At 72.7% G+C, this 25,124-nt stretch carries 23 protein-coding genes and 1 riboswitch; of the genes, 16 read left to right on the forward strand and 7 right to left on the reverse strand.

Going from position 1 to position 25,124, the window contains the following annotated elements; translation table 11 throughout:
- Positions 1–21: 21 nt before the first annotated feature.
- Entirely contained in the window at positions 22–1,734 is a 1,713-nt protein-coding gene (locus tag AB0G56_RS35395; protein WP_360978141.1) for an NAD(P)/FAD-dependent oxidoreductase, read from the forward strand.
- A gap of 15 nt (positions 1,735–1,749) precedes the next feature.
- Here AB0G56_RS35395 and AB0G56_RS35400 read toward each other — a convergent pair whose 3' ends face one another.
- The 3 genes from AB0G56_RS35400 to AB0G56_RS35410 form a co-directional block, all read right to left on the reverse strand.
- On the reverse strand, positions 1,750–2,679 hold the full coding sequence (locus AB0G56_RS35400; protein ID WP_360978144.1) for an LLM class F420-dependent oxidoreductase: 930 nt from the start codon (positions 2,677–2,679) through the stop codon (positions 1,750–1,752).
- Between the two features lie 217 nt (positions 2,680–2,896).
- Complete coding sequence (locus tag AB0G56_RS35405) at positions 2,897–3,592, reverse strand: DUF5995 family protein (RefSeq protein WP_360978147.1); 696 nt, start codon at positions 3,590–3,592, stop codon at positions 2,897–2,899.
- Between the two features lie 107 nt (positions 3,593–3,699).
- Positions 3,700–5,160: a solute carrier family 23 protein gene (locus AB0G56_RS35410; protein WP_360978150.1), complete on the reverse strand. Its 1,461-nt coding sequence runs from the start codon at positions 5,158–5,160 to the stop codon at positions 3,700–3,702.
- Positions 5,161–5,313: 153 nt separating this feature from the next.
- On the opposite strand from AB0G56_RS35410, the gene AB0G56_RS35415 reads away from it, so the two are divergent.
- A complete protein-coding gene (locus AB0G56_RS35415; RefSeq protein WP_360978153.1) occupies positions 5,314–5,772 on the forward strand; it encodes a thioesterase family protein in 459 nt (152 codons plus the stop codon).
- On the opposite strand, the gene AB0G56_RS35420 is transcribed toward AB0G56_RS35415, so the two are convergent.
- Positions 5,732–6,943, reverse strand: a complete 1,212-nt coding sequence (locus AB0G56_RS35420; RefSeq protein ID WP_360978156.1) for an MFS transporter — start codon at positions 6,941–6,943, stop codon at positions 5,732–5,734. The two genes, AB0G56_RS35415 and AB0G56_RS35420, sit on opposite strands and share 41 nt — an antisense overlap.
- Before the next feature lie 140 nt (positions 6,944–7,083).
- Between AB0G56_RS35420 and AB0G56_RS35425 the strand changes: the two genes are divergently transcribed.
- The gene (locus tag AB0G56_RS35425) at positions 7,084–8,289 is read left to right on the forward strand and encodes an ROK family transcriptional regulator (RefSeq protein ID WP_360978159.1); all 1,206 of its coding nucleotides are present in this window, start codon (positions 7,084–7,086) and stop codon (positions 8,287–8,289) included.
- Positions 8,290–8,353: 64 nt separating this feature from the next.
- On the opposite strand, the gene AB0G56_RS35430 is transcribed toward AB0G56_RS35425, so the two are convergent.
- Entirely contained in the window at positions 8,354–9,118 is a 765-nt protein-coding gene (locus AB0G56_RS35430; RefSeq protein WP_360978162.1) for an NAD(P)H-binding protein, read from the reverse strand.
- A gap of 353 nt (positions 9,119–9,471) precedes the next feature.
- Positions 9,472–9,602, forward strand: a riboswitch (FMN riboswitch).
- Between the two features lie 152 nt (positions 9,603–9,754).
- On the opposite strand from AB0G56_RS35430, the gene AB0G56_RS35435 reads away from it, so the two are divergent.
- The 9 genes from AB0G56_RS35435 to AB0G56_RS35475 all read left to right on the forward strand — a co-directional run bounded on the left by AB0G56_RS35435 (position 9,755) and on the right by AB0G56_RS35475 (position 17,185).
- Entirely contained in the window at positions 9,755–10,363 is a 609-nt protein-coding gene (locus AB0G56_RS35435) for a riboflavin synthase (protein WP_360978165.1), read from the forward strand.
- Complete coding sequence (locus AB0G56_RS35440) at positions 10,360–11,004, forward strand: nicotinamide mononucleotide transporter family protein (protein ID WP_360978168.1); 645 nt, start codon at positions 10,360–10,362, stop codon at positions 11,002–11,004. The genes AB0G56_RS35435 and AB0G56_RS35440 overlap by 4 nt, the downstream gene beginning before the upstream one ends.
- Positions 11,001–12,290: a bifunctional 3,4-dihydroxy-2-butanone-4-phosphate synthase/GTP cyclohydrolase II gene (locus tag AB0G56_RS35445; protein WP_360978171.1), complete on the forward strand. Its 1,290-nt coding sequence runs from the start codon at positions 11,001–11,003 to the stop codon at positions 12,288–12,290. Before AB0G56_RS35440 ends, AB0G56_RS35445 begins: the two co-directional genes overlap by 4 nt.
- Positions 12,291–12,312: 22 nt before the next feature.
- Positions 12,313–12,798, forward strand: coding sequence for a 6,7-dimethyl-8-ribityllumazine synthase (ribH, locus tag AB0G56_RS35450; RefSeq protein WP_360978174.1), 486 nt, complete (start codon positions 12,313–12,315; stop codon positions 12,796–12,798).
- A 34-nt stretch (positions 12,799–12,832) separates the two neighbouring features.
- Positions 12,833–13,105, forward strand: a complete 273-nt coding sequence (locus AB0G56_RS35455; protein ID WP_086730082.1) for a phosphoribosyl-ATP diphosphatase — start codon at positions 12,833–12,835, stop codon at positions 13,103–13,105.
- 53 nt (positions 13,106–13,158) lie between these two features.
- Entirely contained in the window at positions 13,159–14,007 is an 849-nt protein-coding gene (gene hisG, locus AB0G56_RS35460) for an ATP phosphoribosyltransferase (RefSeq protein WP_360978176.1), read from the forward strand.
- Between the two features lie 13 nt (positions 14,008–14,020).
- A complete protein-coding gene (locus AB0G56_RS35465) occupies positions 14,021–14,503 on the forward strand; it encodes a PH domain-containing protein (RefSeq protein ID WP_360978179.1) in 483 nt (160 codons plus the stop codon).
- A gap of 244 nt (positions 14,504–14,747) precedes the next feature.
- On the forward strand, positions 14,748–16,094 hold the full coding sequence (locus AB0G56_RS35470) for a hemolysin family protein (RefSeq protein WP_360978182.1): 1,347 nt from the start codon (positions 14,748–14,750) through the stop codon (positions 16,092–16,094).
- Positions 16,091–17,185, forward strand: a complete 1,095-nt coding sequence (locus tag AB0G56_RS35475) for a hemolysin family protein (protein ID WP_360978185.1) — start codon at positions 16,091–16,093, stop codon at positions 17,183–17,185. The genes AB0G56_RS35470 and AB0G56_RS35475 overlap by 4 nt, the downstream gene beginning before the upstream one ends.
- An 82-nt stretch (positions 17,186–17,267) precedes the next feature.
- Here AB0G56_RS35475 and AB0G56_RS35480 read toward each other — a convergent pair whose 3' ends face one another.
- Both AB0G56_RS35480 and AB0G56_RS35485 read right to left on the reverse strand, forming a co-directional pair.
- Positions 17,268–19,136 carry an AAA family ATPase gene (locus tag AB0G56_RS35480; RefSeq protein WP_360978187.1) on the reverse strand — a complete coding sequence of 623 codons (1,869 nt, stop codon included), beginning with the start codon at positions 19,134–19,136 and terminating at the stop codon, positions 17,268–17,270.
- A gap of 430 nt (positions 19,137–19,566) precedes the next feature.
- On the reverse strand, positions 19,567–20,190 hold the full coding sequence (locus tag AB0G56_RS35485; protein ID WP_360978270.1) for a hypothetical protein: 624 nt from the start codon (positions 20,188–20,190) through the stop codon (positions 19,567–19,569).
- A 313-nt stretch (positions 20,191–20,503) separates the two neighbouring features.
- On the opposite strand from AB0G56_RS35485, the gene AB0G56_RS35490 reads away from it, so the two are divergent.
- The 4 genes from AB0G56_RS35490 to AB0G56_RS35505 all read left to right on the forward strand — a co-directional run bounded on the left by AB0G56_RS35490 (position 20,504) and on the right by AB0G56_RS35505 (position 24,966).
- A complete protein-coding gene (locus AB0G56_RS35490) occupies positions 20,504–21,460 on the forward strand; it encodes a hypothetical protein (protein WP_360978273.1) in 957 nt (318 codons plus the stop codon).
- Positions 21,461–21,531: 71 nt separating this feature from the next.
- A complete protein-coding gene (locus tag AB0G56_RS35495) occupies positions 21,532–23,040 on the forward strand; it encodes an amino acid permease (RefSeq protein ID WP_360978276.1) in 1,509 nt (502 codons plus the stop codon).
- A 217-nt stretch (positions 23,041–23,257) separates the two neighbouring features.
- Positions 23,258–24,652: a peptidase C39 family protein gene (locus tag AB0G56_RS35500; protein WP_360978190.1), complete on the forward strand. Its 1,395-nt coding sequence runs from the start codon at positions 23,258–23,260 to the stop codon at positions 24,650–24,652.
- 161 nt (positions 24,653–24,813) lie between these two features.
- Positions 24,814–24,966 carry an SCO1431 family membrane protein gene (locus AB0G56_RS35505; protein WP_360978193.1) on the forward strand — a complete coding sequence of 51 codons (153 nt, stop codon included), beginning with the start codon at positions 24,814–24,816 and terminating at the stop codon, positions 24,964–24,966.
- Positions 24,967–25,124 lie beyond the last annotated feature (158 nt).

The following is a 25,124-nucleotide window of genomic DNA, read 5'->3' on the forward strand; positions in this document are numbered from 1 at the left end:
CGTGCAAGGAGTCCGTACCCCATGACGTCCACCGTGCCCAACGCCGTCGAGCACGCAGACGAGCAGCAGCCGCCGATCACCATGTTCGGCCCGGACTTCCCGTACGCGTACGACGACTTCCTCGCCCACCCGGCGGGGCTCGGCCAGATACCCGCGACCGGGCACGGCACCGAGGTCGCGGTCATCGGCGGCGGCCTGTCCGGCATCGTGGCCGCCTACGAGCTGATGAAGATGGGCCTCAGGCCCGTCGTCTACGAGGCGGACCGGATCGGCGGCCGGCTGCGCACCGTCGGTTTCGAGGGCTGCGACCCCGCCCTCACCGCCGAGATGGGCGCGATGCGCTTCCCGCCGTCCTCCACGGCACTCCAGCACTACATCGACCTGGTGGGACTGGAGACCCGGCCCTTCCCGAACCCCCTCGCGGAGGCCACCCCGTCGACCGTCGTCGACCTCAAGGGCGAGTCGCACTACGCCGAGACGATCGACGACCTGCCGCAGGTCTACCGTGACGTCGCCGAGGCCTGGAGCAAGTGCCTGGAGGAGGGCGCCGACTTCTCCGACATGAACCGCGCCCTGCGCGAGCGGGACGTGCCCCGTATCCGCGCGATCTGGTCGAGGCTCGTCGAGAAGCTCGACAACCAGACGTTCTACGGCTTCCTGTGCGACTCCGAGGCCTTCAAGTCCTTCCGGCACCGGGAGATCTTCGGCCAGGTCGGCTTCGGCACCGGCGGCTGGGACACCGATTTCCCCAACTCCATCCTGGAGATCCTGCGCGTCGTCTACACCGAGGCCGACGACCACCACCGCGGCATCGTCGGCGGCTCGCAGCAACTGCCGCTCCGGCTGTGGGAGCGCGAGCCGGAGAAGATCGTCCACTGGCCGTACGGCACCTCGCTGAAGTCCCTGCACGCCGGCGGCGAGCCGCGCCCGGCCGTGACCCGGCTGCACCGCACCGCGGGCAACCGCATCACCGTGACGGACGCGGACGGCGACATCCGCACCTACCGGGCGGCGATCTTCACCGCGCAGTCCTGGATGCTGCTGTCCAAGATCCAGTGCGACGACGAGCTGTTCCCGATCGACCACTGGACGGCCATCGAGCGCACCCACTACATGGAGTCCAGCAAGCTCTTCGTCCCGGTCGACCGGCCGTTCTGGCTGGACAAGGCCGTCGACGACAGGGGAAATCCGACCGGCCGGGACGTCATGTCGATGACCCTCACCGACCGCATGACCCGCGGCACCTACCTCCTCGACGACGGCCCGGACAAGCCCGCCGTGATCTGCCTCTCGTACACCTGGTGCGACGACAGCCTCAAGTGGCTGCCGCTGTCCGCGAACGAGCGGATGGAGGTCATGCTCAAGTCGCTGTCGGAGATCTATCCGAACGTCGACATCAGGAAGCACGTCATCGGCAACCCGGTGACGGTCTCCTGGGAGAACGAGCCCTACTTCATGGGCGCGTTCAAGGCCAACCTGCCCGGCCACTACCGCTACCAGCGGCGCCTGTTCACGCACTTCATGCAGGAGGGGCTGCCCGAGGACAAGCGGGGCATCTTCCTCGCCGGCGACGACATCTCCTGGACGGCCGGCTGGGCCGAGGGCGCGATCCAGACCGCGCTGAACGCGGTCTGGGGCGTCATGCACCACTTCGGCGGGACCACCGACGCGACCAACCCGGGCCCCGGTGACGTCTTCGACGAGATCGCGCCCGTCGAACTCCCCGAGGACTGAGACCGGTGCGGGCTGTCACAGACCGGCCGCCCGCGCCTTCTCGTGCACCTCGGCGGCCACGTCCTTCAGCTCCCCCGCGTCGCGCAGGGTGCTCTGGAGATCGACCAGGACCTCCTGCATGCCCAGCTCGACGTAGCCGAACAGATCCTCGACGATCTGGTCGGCGCTGCCGTGGAAGGGCGGCCGGTCCGCGCCCTCGCGGGCCTTGGCCGAGTAGCGGGCGTTCGCCCGCAGCACGGTCCGGATCGGCTGCTGCCGGCCGCGCTCGGCGGCCAGGTCCTGCAACGCGTGCCACTGAGCGGCCACCTGGTCGATGCCCGTGCTGGTCGGCAGCCAGCCGTCCGCGTGCTCCACGAGCCGTTCGCGCGCCTTGCGGGTGCCCGCGGCCAGCAGGACCGGGATCGGCCGGGCCGGTTTGGGGCCCACCACCGCCGAGTCGATCTCGGTGGTCAGGCCGTGGTGACGCACCGGGTCGGGGCCCCACACCGCCCGGCACACGTCGATCACCTCGTCCAGCACCCGGCCGCGCTCCTTGATCGGGCGGATGCCCGACGCGGCGTACTCGTCGAGGGACCAGCCGGTGCCGAAGCCCGCGATCACCCGGCCGCCGCTGGCCGCGTCCAGCGAGGCGAGGGTCCTGGCGAGCTGGAACGGGACGTGCAGCGGGGCCACCAGCACACTGGTGCCCAGGCTCACCCGTTCGGTGGCCGCCGCGGCCAGGGTGAGCGTGACCAGCGGGTCGGCCACGTGCCGGTAGGAGTCGGGCCAGGGCAGGCCCTCGATGCCGTAGAGCCCCTGGGTGGCGGGCTCCGGGAAGAGCGCCGGTTCGTACACCCAGAGGCTGTCGTAGCCGATGTCCTCCGCGGCGCGTGCCACGTCGGGCACGTCCTTGCCGAGGTCGTACTGACGGTTCTGCGGAAGGCCCAGTCCCAGACGGGTCGCCATGGCGGTGCGCTCCTTAGTGATCGCCGGTGATCGGTGGTGATCGACGGTGTCCATGGGGCAACGTACAGCGATCACACGGGAGTTCCGGGGAGCAGCGCGGAGTCCGGAAACGGCTGGGGGAAGCCCCGGCCCGGCGGCGCCGCCGGGCCCCGGCGGCGGACGGCCGCACCTGGTGGACGGACGCCCGGGCAGGGGCCGGTGGGCCGGGCCGGCCCGGTCAGTCGGGCAGCGGCGTGAGCATCATGCGTCCGGCGAAGCCGACCGCCGCGTCCAGCCGCTGGGTGAACTCCTCGGCCACGTCGGGCAGCCGGCGCAGCGCCCACAGCGCCCGCGCGGCCGACCACGCGGCGTCCCGCGCCCGCTCCAGGCTCCAGGCGCCGAGCAGATGGGTGAGCGGGTCGGCGATCTGGAGCAGGTCGGGGCCCGGCATCAGATCCTCGCGCACGCGCTCCTCCAGGGCGACGAGGAGATCGCCCACGCGCTCGAAGTCGCCCTCCAGGTCGGCCGGTTCGCACTCCAGTGCCTCGCACGTGTCCACCACGGCGAGCGCCAGGTCGTGGCCGATGTGCGCGTTGACGCCGGCCAGCGCGAACTGCAGCGGCCGTACGCCCGGGTGCCGGCGCGACTGGAGGACCGGCCGCCAGCAGGCCGGGGCGCGCCGCTCCTCGGCCGCCGGGTCCACAGCGGTGAGATACCGCTCGGCGAACCGCACGTCCAGGGTGGTCGTGGCCCGCCGGTCGGCGAACCGCCCCGCCGCGAGGCGCCGGCCGACCTCCTCGGTGACCGCGAGGTAGACCCGGTTGAAGACCGCGACCCCGTCCCGCTCCGGCAGAGTGGCGGCCAGGTCGCGCATCCGCGCCACGACCGCGTCCACTGTGTCCGGACGACGGATGAGTTGTACCGATTGCCCCATGGGGGCAGGGTCCCAGGCCCGCACCGGTCCGGGTGCCGACCGGCCGGGCGCTTCCCCAGAACGGGGGAACGCGCGCGCGATCCGGGCCCGGACGCGGTGCCGTTCGCCTATGACGCGGTGCGTCCCGGCCCGCCGCTCGCGGTCTCCCCGGACCCGCCGCTGCCCGCCTGCCCCGGGGCGGCGCCACCGGCCTGCCCGGAGGCGTCGTACGACGACGTTCCCTCGTCCAGCAGCGGCTCCTGCTTCTTCAGGTGCGCCGGGGCGAAGGCGCGCAGGGCGTGGTAGCCGGTGATGACGACGACCGTGCCGAGCGCGATGCCGCTCAGGGAGAAGGTGTCGGTGAACTTCATGCTGACGTTGCCGACGCCGATGATGATGCCCGCCGCGGCCGGCACCAGGTTCAGCGGGTTGCGCAGGTCCACCCTGGCGTTGGTCCAGATCTGCGCGCCGAGCAGGCCGATCATGCCGTACAGGATGACGGTGATGCCGCCGAGGACACCGCCGGGGATCGCGGCGACGATGGCGCCGAACTTGGGGCAGACGCCGAACAGCAGCGCGAAGCACGCGGCGGCCCAGTAGGCGGCGGTCGAGTAGACGCGGGTGGCCGCCATCACGCCGATGTTCTCGGAGTAGGTGGTGTTGGGCGGGCCGCCCACGGCCGTGGAGATCATGGAGGCCACGCCGTCCGCCGAGATCGCCGTGCCCAGCTTGTCGTCGAGCGGGTCGCCGGTCATCTCGCCGACCGCCTTCACGTGCCCGGCGTTCTCGGCGACCAGCGCGATGACGACGGGCAGCGCGACCAGGATCGCCGACCAGTGGAACGCCGGGCCGTGGAAGGAGGGCAGCCCGATCCAGTCGGCCTTGCCGACGCCGGAGAGGTCCAGGCGCCAGTGGTCGGTGAGCTTGCCCGACCCGTCCACGGAGTGGATCTTCCCGAAGACGCGGTCGAAGACCCAGGAGATGCCGTAGCCGAAGACCAGCCCGAGGAAGATCGCGATCCGGGACCAGAAACCCCGCAGGCAGACCACGGCCAGACCGGTGAACAGCATCACCAGCAGGGCCGTCCACTGGTCCTGCGGCCAGTAGGTGGAGGCGGTGACCGGGGCGAGGTTGAAGCCGATCAGCATCACGACCGCGCCGGTGACGATCGGCGGCATCGCGGCGTGGATGATCCGCGCCCCGAACCGCTGCACCGCCAGACCGACCAGGAACAGCACGACGCCCACGACGAAGACCGCGCCGGTCACTGTCGCGCTCGTGCCGCCCTGCGCCCGGATCACCGCGGCGACGCCGACGAACGAGAGCGAACAGCCCAGGTAGCTGGGCACCCGGCCGCGCGTGGCCAGCAGGAAGAGCACGGTCGCCACGCCCGACATCATGATCGCGAGGTTCGGGTCGAGGCCCATGAGCACGGGGGCCACGAAGGAGGCGCCGAACATGGCCACGACGTGCTGGGCGCCGAGCCCGACCGTGCGGGGCCAGGACAGCCGTTCGTCGGGCCGGACCACCGCTCCGGGTGCGGGCGTGCGCCCGTCACCGTGCAGTTTCCAGCGCACGCCGAGGTCCATGGTGGGGTTTCGCTTTCTCTGTACGTGAAGTCTGTCCAGACCATTGTGCGGGTGAGGAACGGCTGACCAGCACCTTCCCCGCCGGGCGTACTGAGCGACCGCTTAGAATGAGGGTCGATCCAGTACCCGGCCCGTACGTTCAGGAGCACCCCCTTGACCGCCGAAGCACCCGCCGCCCCCGCCCTGTCGTACGGGCGGCTGATCCCCGTCGCCGTCCACTTCGACGACCTGGACGCGCTCGGGCTGCTGCACAACGCCCGCTACCCGCTCATGGTCGAACGCGCCTGGTCCGGGCTGTGGCACGAGCACGGATTCCGCTTCGAGGGCGACTGGGTGGCCGCCGGGGACGCGTGCAACGCCGTCAAGGAACTGCGGATCAGCTACGAGGCACCGGTGACCCGGCCGGGTGAGTACGCCGTCCACCTGTGGCTGGACCGGCTCGGCACCACCGGACTGACCTACGGCTTCCGCTTCTGCTCGCCCGACGGCGCGCTGACGTACGCCCGCGGCAGCCGTGTCCTGGTCCGGCTCCACCCCGCCACGCTGCGGCCCGCGCCGTGGAGCGAGGAGTTCAGGGCCGCGGGTCGGGAACTGCTGCGCCCGGCCCCGTGACCCTGGGGCGGTCCCGGTCGCCCGCCCGCAGCACCCCGGCGAAGACCGCGAGGCCGCATGCCAGCACGGTGACCAGCCCGAACGACACCACCAGGCTGGTCGCCTGGGCGAGACCGCCGATCGCGCCCGGCGCGATCAGGCCCGAGGTGTAGGTGATGGTCGCCACGCCCGCGATGGCCTGGCTGGGGTTCGGCCCGCTGCGGCCCGCCGCGGCGAAGCAGAGCGGGACGACGACCGCGATGCCCAGGCCCATCAGTGCGAACCCGGTCATCGCCACCGCCGGATGCCCCGCCGCCACGACGAGCAGGCCCCCGGCGACGGCCAGGACCCCGCCGGCCCGTACCGTGCGCACCGAGCCGAACCGGTCCACCACCTTGTCGCCGGCGATCCGGGCGACGGCCATGGTGAAGGTGAAACCGGTGGTGCAGGCCGCGGCGAGCCCGGCCGAGGTCTCCAGCTGGTGGCGCAGGTACACCGCCGACCAGTCCAGGCTCGCGCCCTCCGCGAACACCGCGCAGAACCCGACCGCGCCGATCAGCAGCGCCGACTTCGGCGGCAGAGCGAACCGCGGCGGCGGCTCCTCGTCCTCGGCCGGCTGGAGGTCGAGGACCCAGGCGCAGGCGACGAAGCCGAGGACCGTCAGCACGGCCGCCGTCAGCTCGTGGTGCAGGCGGGCGTCCGCGCCCAAGTGCGCGGCGAGGGTGCCGGCCGCCGAACCGATGAGGGCGCCCGCGCTCCACATGCCGTGCAGCCCCGACATGATCGAGCGGCCGAGCCGGTTCTCCACCTCCACACCGAGCGCGTTCATCGCGACGTCCGACATGCCCGCCGAGGCGCCGTAGACGAACAGGGACAGGCAGAGGGTGAGCAGGTTCGGGGCGAGGGAGGGGAGGACCAGGGAGAGCGTCCACAGGGCCAGCAGGCCGCGCAGGGCGGCGCGGGCGCCGAAACGGTGGCTGATGCCGCCGGCCAGCGGCATCGCCAACGACGCGCCCAGAGCGGGGAACGCCAGGGCGAGGCCCAGCTGTCCGGCGCTGACCGAGGCGTGGTCCTGGATCCACGGCACCCGGGTGGCGAACGAACCCGTCACGGCGCCGTGCACGGCGAAGACGGCCGCCACGGCGTACCGGGCGCGTCTGACCTCGCGCTGCTGGTAGACCACTGCTGTCATTCTCGGGCCCCTCCCGGGCGTCTGCCGTGTCCCGCCGAGTTCTGCGGACGTAAACTATCAGGGACCCTGCCTGATAGATAGGGGATCAACGGGCGGCCCATGACGCGGCCCCGCCCCACCGATCTGGAAGGATTCCCGGCATGCCCGCATCCCCGAGCACCGCCCGGGCCATCAACGACCGGCTCGCCCTGCGCCTGCTGCAGCAGGAAGGGCCGTTGACGGCAGGGCAGTTGAAGCAGCTGACCGGACTGTCCCGGCCGACCGTCGCCGATCTGGTCGAGCGTCTGACGGTCTCCGGTCTGATCACCGTGGTGGGGGAGTCGGGGGAGCAACGGCGCGGCCCCAACGCCCGGCTGTACGGCATCGTCGCCGACCGCGCCCACCTCGCCGCCCTCGACGTGCGCACCGACAGCGTCGCCGTGACCGTCTGCGACCTGCTCGGGCGGGAGCTGGCCGCCGCGTCGGTGCCGATCGGCCCGGACACCGGGACCGGGCCCGCCGTCGAACAGGCGGTCACCCTCGTGGAACGGGCGGCCAAGGAGGCGGGGGCGGAGCGGCTGCACACCGTCGGCATCGGCGCGCCCGGCCTGATCGACCCGGCCACGGGCGAACTGCGCGAGACCACCGGGCTGCCCGAGTGGCACCGCCGGCTGGTGGCCGCGCTCCAGGAGCGGCTGCCGTGGGCGCGCGTCATCGTCGAGAACGAGACGAACCTCGCCGCGCTGGCCGAACAGCGCGACGGGGTCGCCCGGGGGCGGGACACCTTCGTCCTGCTGTGGCTCGGCCACGGCGCCGGTGCCGCGGTGGTCCTGGACGGTGCGCTGCGGCACGGTGCCTCCGGCGGCACGGGCGAGATCGGCTTCCTGCCCGTGCCCGGCACCGGCGGCCTGCCCTCCGCCACGGACTGCGCGGGCGGCTTCCACTCGCTGGCCGGCTCGGCGGCGGTGGTGGAACTGGCCGGCGCGTACGGGCTCTCCGCGGCGGCGACGGGACGCGAACCGGCCGCCGCCCACCTGGTGCGGGCCGCGGTGCGCGCGAAGACGCCCAGGGCCGCCGAGTTCCTGGACGTCCTCGCCGACCGGCTGGCCCTCGGCGCGGCCTCCGTGGTGGCCGTGCTGGACCCCGGGTGCGTGGTGCTGGGCGGGGAGACCGGGCGGGCCGGGGGGGACGCGCTCGCCGCGCGCGTGGCGAGCCGGGTCGCCCGCATGTCACCGCTGCCCACGCAGGTGCGTGCGAGCACGCTGGGGGGCGGGGCGGTGCTGCGCGGCGCGCTCCTGACGGCGCGGGACAGCGCCCAGGAGATCCTGTTCACGCCCCCGGGCCCGGCCGGCCCGCCGCCCCGCTGAACGACGCGGATCCACGGCGGCCGCGCCGGGCGCCGGTCCGCGTCCGGCGCGCCGCCCGCGCGGTTCAGTCCTGTCGTCCCGTCTCGATGCGGGGCCCGAAGCGGGCCGTCAGGTACTCCTCGAAGGTGCGTCTGCCGACGGCCTGACGCGGCGCCAGGTGCTCGCCCTCGCGAAAGCCCCGGTAGGCGCGGCCCGGCAGCGGCAGGCTCAGGAGCGGCCGGTGGCGGGCCGTGGCCCTGAGGTAGGCACGGGCCAGGGACTCGACGGGGCGCACCTCGGGGCCGCCCATGTCCGGCACCCGGCCCGCCGGCGCGCCCACCGCCAGTGCGGCCAGCCGTCCGGCGACCTCGGCGGCCTCGACCGGCTGCTCCCGTACGCCCGCCGGGAGCAGCATGACGGGCGGCCTGGCCCGGCGCTCGAAGAAGGACGCCAGGACGTCGTGGGCCCGGGTGGCGCGCAGCACGGTCCAGCCCAGGCCCGACTCCTCGACCAGCCGCTCCACCGCCCGCCTGCTCTGGTAGGGGCCGAGCGGCACCCGGCCCGCGCCCACGACGGAGACGAGCACCAGATGACCCACCCCGGCCCTGCGCGCCGCCGCGATCAGGTGGGCGGCGCCCTCCTCCTCGCCGCGGGGCGCGCCCGCGCAGTGCACGACCGTGTCCGCGCCGGCCACGGCCGCGTCCAGCGCCGGACCGCCCTCGCGCAGCTCGACGGCGTGCGGCCGGGCGCCCGGGCCGAGCGCCCGCACCTCGTGCCCGTCCGCCCGCAGCCGCTCCACGACCGGCCGGCCGAGGGTTCCGGTCCCACCGGTCACCAGGATCGTGGTCATGCCGTTCAGCCCCTTCGGACGGTGCCTCCGGACGGCCCCGTGGTGCCCCTGCGCACGGGCGGGGCCCATGGGTCTACGGGATCCAGCTTCTCCGGGTCCGGCGGTGACCGCACCCGCACCTCACCCGGGGAACTCTCTTGGCACGCGCACCTGTTGACCCTACTGGTCTAGTCCTTTTAGGGTCTGACTCCTGCACAGGCCGGCCCGGCGGCGGTGACGACGGCCCTTGCCCGCCGCCGGGCCTCTCACCCGCTCCCGCGCGACCGGGTCGGCGACGCTCTCTGTGATCGAGCCCACACCGATCGTCCGTATGGACGCCGACCGCGCGTGGCACACTGGCCCTGTACCAGTAGCAGCGCACTCCGGGGTCGGTGAAAGTCCGAACCGGCGGTTACAGTCCGCGACCCGGTCGCTTCCAGCGGCCGGTTGACCAGGTGAAATTCCTGGACCGACGGTTAAAGTCCGGATGGGAGGCAGTGCGCGGCGAGCGGGCACATCTGTGCGCGTCGCCGTCTACGGGCCCGTCCGTGCGACGGGTTCCGCTCCGGCGCCGTCGCCCCCGTGTGCTCGTTCGTGTGCTCTGCCGTCGTCGGCAGCCCCGGAGTCCGTGCCCGAAGAGGCAGGAGGACCCGGGAAGTGTTCACCGGAATCGTCGAAGAGCTGGGCGAGGTCACCGCCGTCGAGGACCTCGGCGACGCCGCTCGCTTCCGCCTCCGCGGCCCCGTCGTCACCGAGGGCGCGCAGCACGGCGACTCCATCGCCGTGAACGGCGTCTGTCTCACCGTCGTCGACCACGAGGGCGACGAGTTCACCGCCGACGTCATGGCGGAGACCCTCGAACGCTCCAGCCTCGGTGCCCTCACCCCCGGCTCCCGCGTCAACCTCGAACGCCCCACCGCCGTCGGCGCCCGCCTCGGCGGCCACATCGTCCAGGGCCACGTCGACGGCACCGGCACGATCCTGGAGCGCACCCCCTCGGAGCACTGGGAGATCGTGCGGATCGCGCTCCCCGCGGACCTCGCCCGCTACGTCGTGGAGAAGGGCTCCATCACCGTCGACGGCATCAGCCTCACCGTCGTCGAGGCGGGCGCCGGGCACTTCACCGTCAGCCTCATCCCGACCACCCTCGCGCTGACCACCCTCGGGCTGAAACAGCCCGGGGAGCCGGTCAACCTGGAAGTGGACGTCGTCGCCAAGTACGTCGAGCGGCTGCTCGGCGACCGGATCGCGGGGGCCGGCCGGTGAACTGGCTCAACTCGGAGGCGTTCACCGTCTTCGGCCAGCACATCAAGTGGTCCGACATGATCGGCAACATCATCGGCCTGCTCGGCCTGGCGTTCGGCTGGCGGCGCTCCATATGGAGCTGGCCCACCCAGTTCCTGTCCGGCGTGATCCTCTTCGCCGCCTTCGCCACCGCCCACCTGTCCGGCAGCGCGGGCAAGCAGATCGTCGTCATGGTCGTCGCCGTCTACGGCTGGTGGCAGTGGAACCGCGGCAGGGGCACGGCGCAGGACGGCCACATCGCCGTCCGGTTCGCCACCTGGCGCGAGCGGGCCGCCCTGCTCGCCACCGCCGCCGTCGGCACGGTCGCGGTCGCCGCCCTGTTCGAGGCCTACCCGTCCCTGTCCTGGGACCCCTGGCCCGACGCCTACATCTTCGTCGGCACCGTCGTCGCCATGTACGCGCAGGCGCGCGGCATGGTCGAGTTCTGGTTCGCCTGGCTGCTCGTCGACGCCGTCGGCGTCCCCCTCAACTTCGCAGGCGGCTTCGCCTTCTCCGGCTTCGTCTACGTCATCTACGGCGCGCTCGTCCTGTGGGGCATGCGCGACTGGTGGCTGCGCTCCCGCCAGGGCGCGCGGCCCGTCCCGGAAGGAGCGCCCGCATGACTGCGGCACCCGTCCTGTACAGCACCGACGACATCGAGGACTTCGCGCTCGATCCGATCGAGCAGGCCGTCGCCGACATCGCGGCCGGCCGCCCGGTCGTGGTCGTCGACGACGAGAACCGCGAGAACGAGGGCGACCTCGTCGTCGCCGCGGAGAAGGCCACCCCCGAGATCGTCGCCTTCATGATGAGCGAGTGCCGCGGTCTGATCTGCGCCCCCATGGAGGGCGAGGAACTCGACCGGCTGCACCTGCCGCAGATGGTCGAGGACAACACCGAGTCGATGAAGACCGCGTTCACGGTCTCCGTCGACGCCACCGCCGCGTACGGCGTGACCACCGGCATCTCCGCCGCAGACCGCGCCACCACCCTCCAGCTCCTGGCGAGCGGCACCGCCGAACCGGGCGACCTCGTCCGGCCCGGCCACGTCTTCCCGCTGCGCGCCAGGCCCGGTGGCGTCCTCGTCCGCGACGGCCACACCGAGGCCGCCGTCGACCTCGCCCGGCTCGCGGGCCTGCGCCCGGCCGGTGCCATCGTCGAGATCGCCGGCGAGGACGGCCGCATGCTCCGCCTGCCCGAGCTGCTCCTCTTCGCCCGCAAGCACGGCCTGACGATCATCTCCATCGAGGACCTGATCGCCTACCGGCGCGGCAGCGAACCCACGGTCCGCCGCGAGGCCGAGGTCAGCCTCCCCACCGCGCACGGCACCTTCACCGCACACGGCTTCCGCTCCACCGTGGACGGCGTGGAACACGTCGCCCTCGTGCACGGCGAGATCGGCGACGGCGACGACGTCCTCGTCCGGGTCCACTCCGAATGCCTGACCGGGGACGTCTTCGGCTCCCTGCGCTGCGACTGCGGCCCCCAGCTGGACGCCTCCCTGGAGCGCATCCAGCGCGAGGGCAGGGGCGTCGTGGTCTACCTGCGCGGCCACGAGGGGCGCGGCATCGGCCTGATGTCCAAGCTGCGCGCCTACGAACTCCAGGAGCGGGGCCGCGACACCCTCGACGCCAACCTCGAACTCGGCCTGCCCGCCGACGCCCGCGACTACGGCGCCGGCGCGCAGATCCTCAAGGACCTCGGAGTGCGCGGCGTCCGCCTGATGACCAACAACCCCGACAAGGCCGACGCGCTGCTGCGCCACGGCATCAAGGTCACCGGCCGGGAGCCCATGCCCGTCCAGGCCGGCGAGCACAACCTCCGCTACCTGCGCACCAAGCGGGACCGGATGGGGCACGACCTGCCCTGGCTGGACGCGTCCACGGCGCCCACCTGCGGCAACCAGTAACGACACAGCACTGAGGAGACACGTGAGCGGCAAGGGTGCACCGGATCTGTCCGTCCGGAACGTCGGGGACCTCAGGGTCGCCGTCATCGCGGCACAGTGGCACGAGAAGGTGATGGACGGACTGGTGGACGGCGCCCTGCGCGCCCTGCACGAACTGGGGATCGACGAGCCCACCCTGCTCCGGGTCCCCGGCAGCTTCGAACTGCCGGTGGTGGCGAAGGTCCTCGCCGGCCGCGGCTACGACGCGATCGTCGCCCTCGGCGTCGTCATCCGCGGCGGCACCCCCCACTTCGACTACGTCTGCCAGGGCGTCACCCAGGGACTGACCCAGGTCTCCGTGGACACCGGGGTCCCCGTCGGCTTCGGCGTACTGACCTGTGACGACGAGCAGCAGGCCCTGGACCGGGCCGGGCTGGAGGGCTCCAGGGAGGACAAGGGCCACGAGGCGGTCACCGCCGCAGTGGCGACCGCGGCCACGCTGCGTTCAGTATCCGAACCCTGGCGGTGACCAGTGACCCGGAGCGCGTAGGGTTAGCAGCACCATGTCCAAGAAGACGTTCGAGGAGCTGTTCACCGAGCTCCAGCAGAAGGCCGCCAACGGCGACCCCGCCACCTCCCGCACCGCCGAACTGGTCGGCAAGGGCGTCCATGCCATCGGCAAGAAGGTCGTCGAGGAGGCCGCCGAGGTCTGGATGGCCGCCGAGCACGAGGGCAAGGAGGCGGCCGCCGAGGAGATCTCGCAGCTGCTGTACCACGTTCAGGTGATGATGGTCGCCCGCGGCATCTCCCTGGACGACGTCTACGCCCACCTGTGACCCGCCCGCTCCAAGAGCCGTACACACCCCCTCACGCGAAGGAAGCCGACCTCATGCTGCGCATCGCCGTCCCCAACAAGGGTTCACTCTCCGGCCCTGCGGCGGACATGCTGCATGAGGCCGGCTACCAGCAGCGGCGCGAGTCCAAGGAACTGCGGATCGTCGACCCGACCAACGAGGTCGAGTTCTTCTACCTCCGCCCCCGCGACATCGCGATCTACGTCTCCTCCGGCCGCCTCGACATCGGCATCACCGGCCGCGACCTGCTCGTGGACTCCGGAGCCAACGCGGAGGAGATCCTCCCGCTCGGCTTCGCCCGCTCCACCTTCCGCTTCGCCTCCAAGCCCGGCACCGCGCACGCCGTCGGCGACCTGAACGGCAAGACGGTCGCCACCTCCTACGAGGGCATCGTCGCCAAGCACCTCGCCGACAGCGGCGTCGACGCCTCCGTCGTCCACCTCGACGGCGCGGTGGAGACCGCGATCGAGCTGGGCGTCGCCGAGGTCATCGCCGACGTCGTGGAGACCGGCACCAGCCTGCGCAACGCGGGTCTGGAGGTCTTCGGCGAGCCGATCATGAAGTCCGAGGCGATCGTCGTCCGCCGCACCGGCGCGGACGCCGAGGAACCCAAGGTGCAGCAGTTCCTGCGCCGCCTCCAGGGCGTCCTGGTGGCCCGGACGTACGTGATGATGGACTACGACTGCCGGGTCGAGCAGCTGGAGAAGGCCGTCGCGCTGACCCCGGGCCTGGAGTCCCCGACCGTCTCCCCGCTGCACAACGAGGGCTGGGTCGCCGTCCGCGCCATGGTCCCGGCCAAGGACGCCCAGCGGATCATGGACGACCTGTACGCCATCGGTGCCCGCGCCATCCTGACCACGGCCATCCACGCCTGCCGCCTCTGAGGACGACCGACCGATGTCCGACCTCCCTCCCGCCCTCCCCGTCACCTTCCGGCCCGGGCACACCCGCGCGGTGCTGCTCACGGCCGGGGTCGCGATCTTCGTCGTGATCGCGGCGGTGGCCGTGCTCCTGGAACAGCTCACCCCCGGCGAGCGCATCAGCTTCGTCTTCACCGGCGCCCTCCTCTTCGGCGTGCTGGCGCTGCTGGCCCGGCCGAAGGTGGTCGCCGACGACTCCGGCATCACCGTGGTGAACATCACCTCCAAGCGGCACCTGGAGTGGGCGGAGGTCATCCAGGTGAACCTGCGCCCCGGCGACCCCTGGGTCTTCCTCAACCTGAGCGACGGCACCAGCCTGCCCACCCTGGGCATCCAGCCCGGTATCGCCAGGCAGCGCGCCATCGCCGACGCCCGCACCCTGCGCGCGCTCGTCGACGCCCGCGCCGTCCACGACCCGGAGCAGGCCCGGGGGACGGACCCCGGATCCGTCTCGGGGTGACCCTCCGGGCTGACTCGAGGGCCTCCGCCCTGACGCGGTCGGCCCGGTCTTGATTAATCTGGTGGCGGAGACGTTTCGCTGCGTCTCCGCCCCTGAGCCCCGACCGGTGCCAGGGGTTCCTGCTACCCGAGGAGTGACTCCCTCCGGCGATGGACGGATCGTCCTGCAGTACCTGCGCCGCCCCCTGCCGACATAGCGCGCACCGCGAGCAAGCGGTCCGCGCGCACACTCAGGCGGCGGCATCATGACCATCCCCCTGCTGCTCCTCGGAGCGGCTTTCCTGCTGATTCTCGCCAACGGCTTCTTCGTCGCGGCCGAGTTCGGCCTGGTGACCGTCGAGCGCCCCGACGCCGAGAAGGCCGCCGCCGACGGCGACCGACGGGCCCGTACGGTCGTCGAGTCGCTGGGCGAGCTGTCCTTCCAGCTCTCCGGCACCCAGCTCGGCATCACCATCACCTCCCTCGTCGTCGGCATGCTCGCCGAACCGGCGCTGGCCGAGCTGCTGCACGGCCCCCTCGCCGCGACCGGCCTGCCCGAGGGCGCCGTCTCCGGTGTCGCCGTGGTCGTCGGCATGCTGCTCGCCTCCGCCCTCCAGATGGTGATCGGCGAGCTGGTCCCCAAGAACTGGGCGGTCTCCCGGCCGCTGCAGGTCGCCCGCTTCGTCGCCGGCCCGCAGCACCACTTCTCGCGCCTGTTCCGCCCGGTGATCGCCGCCCTGAACACGGTGGCCAACCGCCTGGTTCGGGCGCTGGGCGTCGAGCCCGCCGACGAGCTGGCCTCCGCCCGCACCCCGGGCGAGCTGGTCTCGCTGGCCCGGCACTCCGCCCAGGCCGGCGCCCTGGAACAGGACACGGCCGACCTGTTCGTACGCACCCTCTCCCTGGGCGACCTGACCGCGCAGCACGTCATGACACCGCGCGTGAAGGTCAGCGCCCTGCAGTTCTCCGCGACCGCCGAGGACGTGGTCAACCTCACCCGGGCCACCGGCCTGTCCCGCTTCCCCGTCTACCAGGAGAAGATCGACGAGGTGGTGGGCATGGCCCACCTCAAGGACGCCCTCGCGGTCCCCGCGCACGAACGGCTGCGCACCCCCGTCGGCCGCATCGCCCGGCCCGCGCTGCTGGTCCCCGAGACCCTGCCCGTGCAGCCGCTGCTCGCGCAGCTGCGCAGTGAGCAGCCCATCGCGGTCGTCGTCGACGAGTACGGCGGCACGGCGGGCGTCGTCACCCTGGAGGACATCGTCGAGGAACTCGTCGGCGAGGTCCGCGACGAGCACGACGCCAAGGACGTGCCCGAACTCGCCCCCGCCCCGCCGGAGGACGGCCGGCCCGCCTGGGACGCCGACGGCGGCTGCCGGGTCGACCTGCTCCGGCGCATCGGCCTGGACGCGCCCGAAGGCCCGTACGAGACCGTCGCCGGACTCGTCGCCGACCTGCTGGGCCGTATCCCGGCCCCCGGCGACAAGGCCGAACTGCCGGGCTGGCGGCTGTCCGTGCGCCAGGTCGGCCACTACCGCGCCGAACGGGTCCGCCTCGTGCGCACGGCCACCGCGAGCCCCACCGCCGAGGCCCTGACGGAGGCCGCCCGATGAGCGTGCTCCAACTGGTCCTCGCCGCGCTGCTCGTGCTCGTCAACGGCTTCTTCGTCGGCGCCGAGTTCGCGCTCGTCTCCGTCCGCCGCAGCCAGATCGAACCGCTCGGTACCGCCCGCGCCCGCCAGGTCCTGCACGGCCTGGAGCGGCTGCCGCAGATGATGGCCGCCGCCCAGTTCGGCATCACCGTCTGCTCGCTGACCCTGGGCGCCGTGGCCGAACCGACGGTGGCGCGGCTGCTGGAACCGGTCTTCGCCCGGATGCACCTGCCCGACGGCATGGTGCACCCGCTGGGCTACGTCATCGCGCTGGCGGCCGTGGTCTTCTTCCACCTCGTCATCGGCGAGATGGTGCCGAAGAACCTCGCGATGGCCGCGCCGGAGAAGGCCGCGCTGTGGCTCGCCCCCGGCCTGGTCGCCTTCGCCCGCGTCTGCAAGCCCGTCACCGTCGCGCTCGGCGCCTGTGCCCAGGGCATCCTGCGGCTCTTCCGCGTCGAGCCCAAGGACGAGGTCGAGGCCGTCTTCACCAGCGAGCAGCTCAACCGGCTCGTGGAGGACTCCGGGCAGGCCGGACTCCTCGACCCCGAGGAGCAGGAGCGCCTGGAGGACGCGCTGGAGCTGGGCTCCCGGCCCGTCCTCGACGTGCTGCTGCGCCGCGACGCGCTGGTCACCGTCAGCCCGTCGGTCACCCCCGGCGAGATCGTCGCGCTCACCGCCCGCACCGGGTACTCCCGCTTCCCGGTCGCCGCGGAGAACGGCGCCTTCATGGGGTACCTGCACGTCAAGGACGTTCTCGACCTGGAGGACTCCGACCGGGCCGTGCCGCAGCGGATATGGCGCCCCATGGCCACGCTCAGGTCCGAGCTGCCGCTGGACGACGCCCTGACGGTCATGCGCCGTGCGGCCACCCACCTGGCCCAGGTAGCGGACGCCTCCGGCAGGGTCCTCGGCGTGGTGGCCCTGGAGGACGTCCTGGAACTCCTCGTCGGCGAGGTCCGCGACCCCGCCCACCGGCCGGCCCCGGAGGTCCGCCTCACCGAACCCCGCGAGAGCGGGGAACCGGAACAGGCGGAACAGGCCCTGGCCACCTGAGCCCGCCCCTCCACCGCGCGCCCACGGCCGCCCGGCCGTGGGCGTACGTGTGCGCCGGGCCGGGCGTGCGCGGCGGGACCCGTCACAGGGCCGACGGGTCCTGGGGGCCCCGGCCCGACAGCACCTCCCCGTAGGCCTGCATCAGGTCCGGCAGCCGCAGGGTCGCCAGGTCGCCCCGGGTCAGCGTGCCCGGGTACGTCGACAGGCGCAGGTCCCGGTAGGCGCAGCTCTTCTCGTAGAGGGTGCGCAGGAACCGGCCGTTGCCGAGTTCGTCGATCCACTCCTGGCCGACGACGTGGCCGGCGATCGAACGCAGCTCGTCCAGGGCCTCGTCGTCCCACTGGTCGCCGTTCTCCGCGGCGAGCACCTTGCCGATCTCGGTGAGCTCCGGCGGCCGGTACGACGGGAAGTCCACGCGGGTGGTGAAGCGGGAGGACAACCCGGGGTTGGCGGCGAGGAGGCGGTCCATGCCCTCGGGATAGCCGGCGAGGATCACCACCAGGTGGTCCCGGTTGTCCTCGGCCCGCTTCAGCAGCACCTGCAACGCCTCGTCGCCGTACGCGTCGCCCTTGCCGTACCCCGAGTTGGACAGGGAGTAGGCCTCGTCGACGAAGAGGACCCCGCCGATGGCGGAGTCGATCAGCTCGTTGGCCTTGACCGCGGTCTGCCCCAGGTACTCCCCGACCAGGTCGGCGCGCTGGGCCTCCACCAGGTGGTCGCCGCCGAGCAGCCCGAGCGCGTAGAAGACCCGGCCGAGGATCCGCGCGACCGTGGTCTTGCCGGTGCCGGAGGGGCCGGAGAAGACGAAGTGGCGCTTCGGCGGTTGCACGGGCAGCCCCTGACCTGCGCGCAGCCGGGCCATGTTCAACTGCGCCGACAAAGCCTTGACCTGGCGCTTCACCGGTTCCAGACCCACCATGCGCTCCAGTTCGGCGAGCGCCTGTTCGAGTAACGCGGGATCCGTCGGGCCGCTGGGCAGCGGTCCGGCGGCGACCGAGGCTCGCGCGCGCACCGCCGCGTCGGCGGGGGAGGGGAAGGGGCCGGCGGCGGGCAGATCGGGTTCGTCGAGCCTGAGGTCCCGGCCCTCGGTGCCGAAGAGCGGGTCCAGGACGTCGGGACCGTCCACGCTGTCCTGGCCGGCCCCGGCGAGCGTGATCGCCGCGAGGTCGGCGGCCTCGTCGTCGTAGCCGTCGCCCTCGGCGATCGCCGCGAGCCGGGCCGAGGTGTCCATGAAGGCGGGGTCGACCCGGTGCACCGCCCGGTACAGGGGGAGCGCGGCGGCGCTGCGGCCGGTGCCCTCGTGCGCCCTGGCCAGCCAGTACCGCAACTCCTTGCGCTGCGGCTGCTCGCTGCGGCACCGCATCAGCGCGGCCGACAGCAGCGGCTCGGCCTGCCCGTACATCTCCAGCCGGACCCGGGCCATGCCCCCGAACAGGCCGGCCTCGATGCCGAGCATCGGATCGTCGACGAGCGGGTCGGTGTGCCGTACCAGCTGTTCCCAGTCCTTGACCAGGTAGGCGCGGCAGGCGTGCAGGAAACGGACCTGGGCGTCGGCGTCCACCGGCGGCAGACCGGCCAGGGCCCGGTCCAGCTCGGGCACGTGGCGTCCGTCCAGCCAGTGGGAGGCGTGCGCGAGGAGCAGGTCGCGGGGGCTCTCCAGGACGGGCTGCACCCACCAGCCCAGCCAGTACCAGGAGTTGAGGGTGCGACGGTGCCGGGCGCGCTGTTCGCCGAAGCGGTCCCGGTGCCGGAACATCCTGAGCAGCGCGGTCGTCGTGTCGACGCGCAGCGCGTGCAGTCCGAGCCAGCCGTCCGCCATCCCGGGGTCCATCTCCACCGCGGCCCGGAACTCCTCCTCGGCCTGCGGATAGGCGCCCATCGTGTAGGCGTCCACCCCGCGCAGCCAGGCGAGGTCGGCCGGGGCGTCGGGGCCCTGCGTGCCGAAGTCCATCACGTCCCCCACAAACCGTGCCCCCGTAGGTTCGCCGCCGGACCGCCGCCCGGTGGCTTCCTTGGTCGAACCGCTGTGCCGCGGACCGGAGTTGCAGGTGCGCGAAGCAGTCGTTCGAAGGTCGCACCGAGGGCATCGTACCTGCGGGGTCGCCGCCCGCCGAAGGGTGCGGCACACGGCGTTCGAAGAGGGGGAGCAAAAGCGGTACACCCCCTTCGGTGACCGAGGGTGACCGAACGAAGCCGCTTGGCGTCCGGATAGCGGTGCGCGGGCAGAACGAAGCCCCCGGTCACGGGGGAACAACCGGGGGCTTCGTGTCTGCGGGGCGGTCCGCGATGACCGCACATTGAGAACGTAAGACCTGTACGGGCCCCGGGTCAAGCGAAGTTGGGACACTTGGCCAAGTTGCACGGGCCCGGCCTTCACAAGTTCAGCACATTGCCGACGGCCCCTCACCCTGCGTGATGATTTGGTCCGGTCCAACCGTTCCGGCGGGCCCCGGAAGCACCTCGTACCCCGTCGCCGACTGTCGTACCAAGAGGTCCGCGAAGGGCCGGGAGGGGTCCTCGGCGAAGTGCCGGCGCTCCGCCTCGACCCAGCCCGTCCAGAACCCCCGCTGCTCCGCTCCGTCCCGCGCCCGCCCCCGCGCCCAGGACTCCTCCCGTGGCAGCTCCATCCACAGCAGCCGGGCCAGGCGGGGGCGCAGCGCCCGGCGTCCCGCGCCCACACCCTCGACCAGGACGACCGGCGCCGGCGGCAGCGCGCGCGGGGCCGGGCCGAAGCGGCGGGCTCGCCAGTCGTAGGGCGCGTAGTGCGCCGTGGCGCCTCGGGCGAGCGGCTCCACCACCTCCGCCAGCAGCCGTCCGTCCCAGGCGAACAGTTCCTCGTGGCTCGCGATGTCGTCCAGGTGCAGGACGGGTGCGTCGCCGAGCGCCGCGGCCAGGCGGGCGGCGAAGGTGGACTTCCCGGAGCCGGCGTGCCCGTCGACGGCGACCAGGCGGACGGGGCCGCAGGACGGCGGAAGGCGGCGCAGCAGGCCGGCGAGGGTGTGAATGGCGGGTCCCGGGGTGAATGACGAGCGCTGGCGAGGGTGAAGTGGCGATGGCAGTGCGGGTGCGGGTACTGATCTGACGGCATATTTCGCGGGAACATTCTAGTGACCGGTCATACCGGGCGTGCGCGGCGCGGCCCGGTGAACATCCACCGGAACACCGGGCCGAACGCCTGCGCCGGCACCCCCGACTCCCGCTAATCACCCCCCGAATCACCACGCGAACATGTCGAAAACCGCGTTCCGGTTGTCGCCGGGGTGAGTAAAGTGCCGGGAGCGCACTGTGAGGAGTCGTGCGGTGACGGACAGGGGGAAGATGGCCGCTGGGTTATTCGAGGGACAGTACGTCTGGCACCCGGCGGCGGACGACCGTGCCCTCGCGAGCGTCTGCGTCGACATCCGGGCCGGCCGCTGGGCGAGTGCCCGCGCCGCCCTCGCCGAGACGCGCGGTGACTTCGCGCTGCGGGCCCACCGTTCCCTGGTGCTGGCCTCGGAGGCCGCCGACTCCGACCTCGCCGAACGCTGGCTGGCCGAGGAACCCGGCCCCGAATCGGCCCTGGTGTGGGCGCGGGTGGCGGTGCACCGGGCGCTGAGGGCTGCAGACGCCCGCGACGAGCGGGCCGCCGCGCTGGAGCGGATAGCGCTGTCCGCCTGCGAACGGGCCTCGGCGGTGGACCCCGCCGACCCGACGCCCTGGGCGGCCAAGCTGGCCATGGCCCGGCTGCACCGGCTGCGCGAGCCGGCGCCGCAGGGGCTGCTCACCGCCCCGCCCGGCCCCTGGCGGCTGTTCGCGCACATCCTGTCCCTGGACCCCTGGCACCGCGAGGCCCACCACCGATTTCTGGCCTTCTTCTTCACCCGGCACGGCGGTTCCGTCAACGCGGCCTGGGACGTCGCCGCCTTCCTGAGCCAGCGCGCGCCCGCCGACTCCGCGCTGCGACTGCTGCCGCTGGTCGCCCTGGTGGAGAGCTACGACCCCTCCCAGTTGCTCGCGGACCGGGTCTGGGAGCAGCCCCAGTGGCGCTCCGCCGCCCTGGCGATCTACCGGAACTGGCTTCCCGCGGTGGCCGGTCACCGGTTCACGCCGGTGCTCGACCTGGCCTATCTGGCCCATGCGCTGGTCCTGGCCGGGTGCGAGTTCGAGGCCCGGGCGGTCCTGACCGCCATGGGTCCCTACGCCTCCCGGATGCCGTGGTGCGTCTTCGGCGACCCCGTGGAGCAGTTGTCCCGGGCACGCCGGGCCTGCGGCCTGCCGGTGCCACCGTCCCCCTGACCCTCGCACCGCCCCCCCCACGAGAGAAAGGCCGACCCGTGTTGGAACGGATACAGCCACCGCGCGCCAGAATGCGCGGCATCGCCGACCCGAGCGCGCTCGACGACGACGCGACCCTGCACGCGATGGGTTATCCCAGGAAACTCACCCGGCGTTTCAAGGCGTTCGACAATTTCGCGATCTCCTTCACCATCATCAACATCATCTCGGGAATCTTCTCCTCCTTCGGATTCGGCATGAACGCGGGCGGGCCCCGCATTCTCGTGTTCGGCTGGATCGGCGTCTCCGTCATGGTGCTGTTCGTCGGCGCGGCCATGGGCGAGGTGGCCTCCGCCTATCCGACGAGCGGTGCGCTGTATTTCTCCGCGGGGAAACTCGCCAAACGGCACAAGGGGGCGTGGTCCTGGTACACGGGCTGGCTGAACTTCGTCGGCCAGGTGGGGGGCACCGCGGCCACCGGGTACGCGGCGGCCACCTTCATCCAGGCCTTCGTCGCGCTCCAGTGGTCCTCCTACCGGCCCACCGCGCACCAGACGGTGCTGATCACCGCGCTCATCATCGTGCTCCAGGGACTGGCCAACACCTACACGGTCCAGCTGGTGGCGGTCCTGAACCGGATCTCCGTGTGGTGGCTGCTGGTCGGGATGGTGGTCATCGTCACCGCGCTGGTCGCCGTTCCCGACGATCACCGTCCGGTGTCCTTCGTCACGCATTTCGCGAACAACACCGGTTTCACGAGCGGACTTTACGGCGGCCTGCTCGGTCTGCTGGTCACCAGCTGGACCTTCACCGGCTTCGACGGCAGCTTCCACATGTCCGAGGAAACGGTCCGGGCGACCGTCAACGCGCCCCGGGGCATCGTCCGCGCCATCGGCTATTCGGCCGTCACAGGTCTGATCCTCATGCTGGCCCTCGTCTACAGCATTCGCGACTACGCGCACGTGGCGGGCGCGGACGCACCGCCCGTCCAGATCCTCATCGACGCACTCGGCCTGGGCGCGGCGAAAGCCCTGCTGCTGATCGTGATCGGGGCCATGCTCTTCTGCGGCCTGGCCAACCTCACCAGCAACACGCGGCAGATCTTCGCCTTCTCCCGGGACGGCGCCATGCCCGGCTCCCGCTGGTGGCACTCGGTCTCGCCGCGCACCCGCACACCCGTCAAGGCGGTCTGGCTGGCGGTCGCCTGCTCACTGGCGCTGATCCTGCCCGGCTGGTGGTCCCACACGGCGTTCACCGCCATCGTCAGCGTCAACGTCGTCGGGCTCTTCCTCGCCTACGCCGTCCCGATCCTGCTCAGGCTGCGCCTGGGCGACGAGTTCCAGCGGGGCCCGTGGCACCTGGGCCGCTGGGGCCGGCCGATCGGCGTCGTGGCGGTCACCTGGATCGTGCTGAGCAGCGTGCTGTTCATGCTCCCGCAGGCCTCGCCGATCACCGCCGACTCGTTCAACTACGCCCCCATCGCCCTGGCCGTGGTCCTGCTGGTCGCCACGGTCTGGTGGTTCGCCACGGCCCGCCGCCGCTTCCAGGGCCCGGTCAGCTACGGCCGCCCGGACGAGGTCGCGGCGATGGACCTCATCTGATCCGGGCGCGGTCGTGCGGGGTCCCCACGAGGGGGCGGGGGAAGGCCCGTGGAGGGGCTGCCCCCGCCCGGATCACGCCAGTGGTGGAGACCAATATTGCTGGGCGTGGCGTGCGGCGAAGTGCTGGCAGGCGCGGGGCGCCGCGGCCATAGTGGGCGCATTGCCGTGCACGGACCGGCCACCCGTACCGACTCGGACACCTGGGGGTCTTCCACCCATGAGCGGACCCGAACAGCCCACCCGCAGATCCGTCCTCGCCGCCGCGGTCGTCGCCGCCGTGGCGTGCGGAGCGGCCCCGGCCGCTGCCGCCGCCGGACGGACCACCGACTCCGCCGGCTCCCCGTACCCGGGCGACCTCGCCGCCCGGCGCAGGCAGGCCCGACCGGTCGACTACCGCGCCTGGACCACGTACACCGACTGGCGCGGCGGCACCCACCACGGCACCCGCGCCGTGTCCGGCGCCCGCCCGGGCCTGGAGATCACCGCTGCGGCGGGCACAACCGAGTACACCGACCCGCACACCGGCACCACCGCCTCATGGGAGTACGCCACCTGGACCGGCCCGGTCCACCGCCTCCCCGTCCCCGCCACCGAGGCGGTCGCCTCCTGGAACGCGCGCACCCCGGCCGGCACCTGGCTCCAGGTGGAGCTGCGGGGCACGTACTCCGACGGCACCGACACACCCTGGTACGTGATGGGCCGCTGGGCCGCCGGTGACCAGGACATCAGGCGCACCTCCCTCGACGGCCAGGGCGACGGCCGCAGCGCGATCTCCACGGACACCTTCGCAGTGGACGACCCGGCCTCGGGCCTGCGCCTGGCCGCGTACCGGCTGCGCCTCACCCTCTACCGCAGGCCCGGCACCCGGCTCACACCCGCCGTCTGGCGGCTCGGCGCGATGGGCTCCGACATCCCCGACCGCTTCACCGTGCCCGCGTCCACGCCCGGGCAGGTGGGTGCGGAACTGACCGTTCCGCGCTACTCGCAGGAGATCCACGCAGGCCAGTACCCCCAGTACGACAACGGCGGCGAGGCCTGGTGCAGCCCCACCTCCTCGCAGATGATCGTCGAGTACTGGGGCGGCCGGCTCACCCCCGCCCAGCTGTCGTGGGTCGACCCGTCCTACGCCGACCCGCAGGTGTGCAACGCCGCCCGGTACACGTACGACTACCAGTACGCGGGCTGCGGCAACTGGCCGTTCAACGCGGCGTACGCGGCCACCTTCAAGGATCTGCAAGGGGTGGTGACCCGGCTCGGCTCGCTCACCGACGTGGAGAGGCTGGTCGCGGCCGGCATCCCGGCCATAACGTCGCAGTCCTTCCTCAAGACCGAGCTGACCGGCGCCGGTTACGGCACCTCCGGCCACCTGATGACGGTCATCGGCTTCACGGCCGACGGGGACGTGATCGCCAACGACCCCGCCTCGCCGAGCGACGAGGCCGTCCGGCGCGTGTACCGGCGCCGGGAGTTCGAGAACATCTGGCTCAGGACCAAGCGGTACAACGCCTCCGGCAAGGTCGTCTCGGGCAGCGGCGGCATCTGCTATCTGTACTTCCCGGCGCACCTCACCCCCCACCAGCGCATGGCGCTCGCCGCCGTGGGCGTGCGCTGAGCGGGGCGGAGGAGGACCGCGGGCGGGCCCCCGGGCGACCGGGGCCCGCCTGTGACCAAGCTCTCCGCCGCGCAGGCCGTCGCCGGTGGCAAGGTGGACAGCGGCGGGCGCGGGGCGCCCGTGGGGGAGTCCACACCGCACGTCCGACCCTGCGAGAGACCATGACCGCTCCCTCGGCCACCGCCACCCCCGCCCGCGTCCGCACGGGAGGCCCCCGCGACGACGGCGACGGCCCCAAGGTCCTGGAGCACGTCCTCGGCTGGACCCTCGTCGTGGTGATCGCGATGCTCGTGGCCCAGCTCGGGCTCCTGTGAGCCGACCCGGCCCCGGCACCGACCTGACCCGGACCCCGGCCCTGGACCCGCGACGGCGTGCCCGAGGCCGTCGCCGAGGGTGCCTGCGGCAGACCGCCCCGGGCTCTCCCGGCACCCCCGGGCGCGAACTCCTCGTGCGGGCCGTGGCCGGGACGCTC

This window comes from Streptomyces sp. NPDC021356 (assembly GCF_040641015.1).
In the GTDB taxonomy this organism is placed as follows: Bacteria; Actinomycetota; Actinomycetes; order Streptomycetales; family Streptomycetaceae; genus Streptomyces.

Coding starts and splice junctions, on each gene's coding strand:
- AB0G56_RS35475 (WP_360978185.1), top strand. CDS start 16,091: ATGAGCGTGCTCCAACTGGTCCTCGCCGCGCTGCTCGTGCTCGTCAAC.
- AB0G56_RS35500 (WP_360978190.1), top strand. CDS start 23,258: ATGAGCGGACCCGAACAGCCCACCCGCAGATCCGTCCTCGCCGCCGCG.
- AB0G56_RS35480 (WP_360978187.1), bottom strand. CDS start 19,136: ATGGACTTCGGCACGCAGGGCCCCGACGCCCCGGCCGACCTCGCCTGG.
- AB0G56_RS35425 (WP_360978159.1), top strand. CDS start 7,084: ATGCCCGCATCCCCGAGCACCGCCCGGGCCATCAACGACCGGCTCGCC.
- AB0G56_RS35395 (WP_360978141.1), top strand. CDS start 22: ATGACGTCCACCGTGCCCAACGCCGTCGAGCACGCAGACGAGCAGCAG.
- AB0G56_RS35445 (WP_360978171.1), top strand. CDS start 11,001: ATGACTGCGGCACCCGTCCTGTACAGCACCGACGACATCGAGGACTTC.
- AB0G56_RS35420 (WP_360978156.1), bottom strand. CDS start 6,943: ATGACAGCAGTGGTCTACCAGCAGCGCGAGGTCAGACGCGCCCGGTAC.
- AB0G56_RS35470 (WP_360978182.1), top strand. CDS start 14,748: ATGACCATCCCCCTGCTGCTCCTCGGAGCGGCTTTCCTGCTGATTCTC.
- AB0G56_RS35505 (WP_360978193.1), top strand. CDS start 24,814: ATGACCGCTCCCTCGGCCACCGCCACCCCCGCCCGCGTCCGCACGGGA.
- hisG (WP_360978176.1), top strand. CDS start 13,159: ATGCTGCGCATCGCCGTCCCCAACAAGGGTTCACTCTCCGGCCCTGCG.
- AB0G56_RS35465 (WP_360978179.1), top strand. CDS start 14,021: ATGTCCGACCTCCCTCCCGCCCTCCCCGTCACCTTCCGGCCCGGGCAC.
- AB0G56_RS35410 (WP_360978150.1), bottom strand. CDS start 5,160: ATGGACCTCGGCGTGCGCTGGAAACTGCACGGTGACGGGCGCACGCCC.
- AB0G56_RS35455 (WP_086730082.1), top strand. CDS start 12,833: ATGTCCAAGAAGACGTTCGAGGAGCTGTTCACCGAGCTCCAGCAGAAG.
- AB0G56_RS35490 (WP_360978273.1), top strand. CDS start 20,504: ATGGCCGCTGGGTTATTCGAGGGACAGTACGTCTGGCACCCGGCGGCG.
- AB0G56_RS35405 (WP_360978147.1), bottom strand. CDS start 3,592: ATGGGGCAATCGGTACAACTCATCCGTCGTCCGGACACAGTGGACGCG.
- AB0G56_RS35495 (WP_360978276.1), top strand. CDS start 21,532: ATGCGCGGCATCGCCGACCCGAGCGCGCTCGACGACGACGCGACCCTG.
- AB0G56_RS35400 (WP_360978144.1), bottom strand. CDS start 2,679: ATGGCGACCCGTCTGGGACTGGGCCTTCCGCAGAACCGTCAGTACGAC.
- AB0G56_RS35430 (WP_360978162.1), bottom strand. CDS start 9,118: ATGACCACGATCCTGGTGACCGGTGGGACCGGAACCCTCGGCCGGCCG.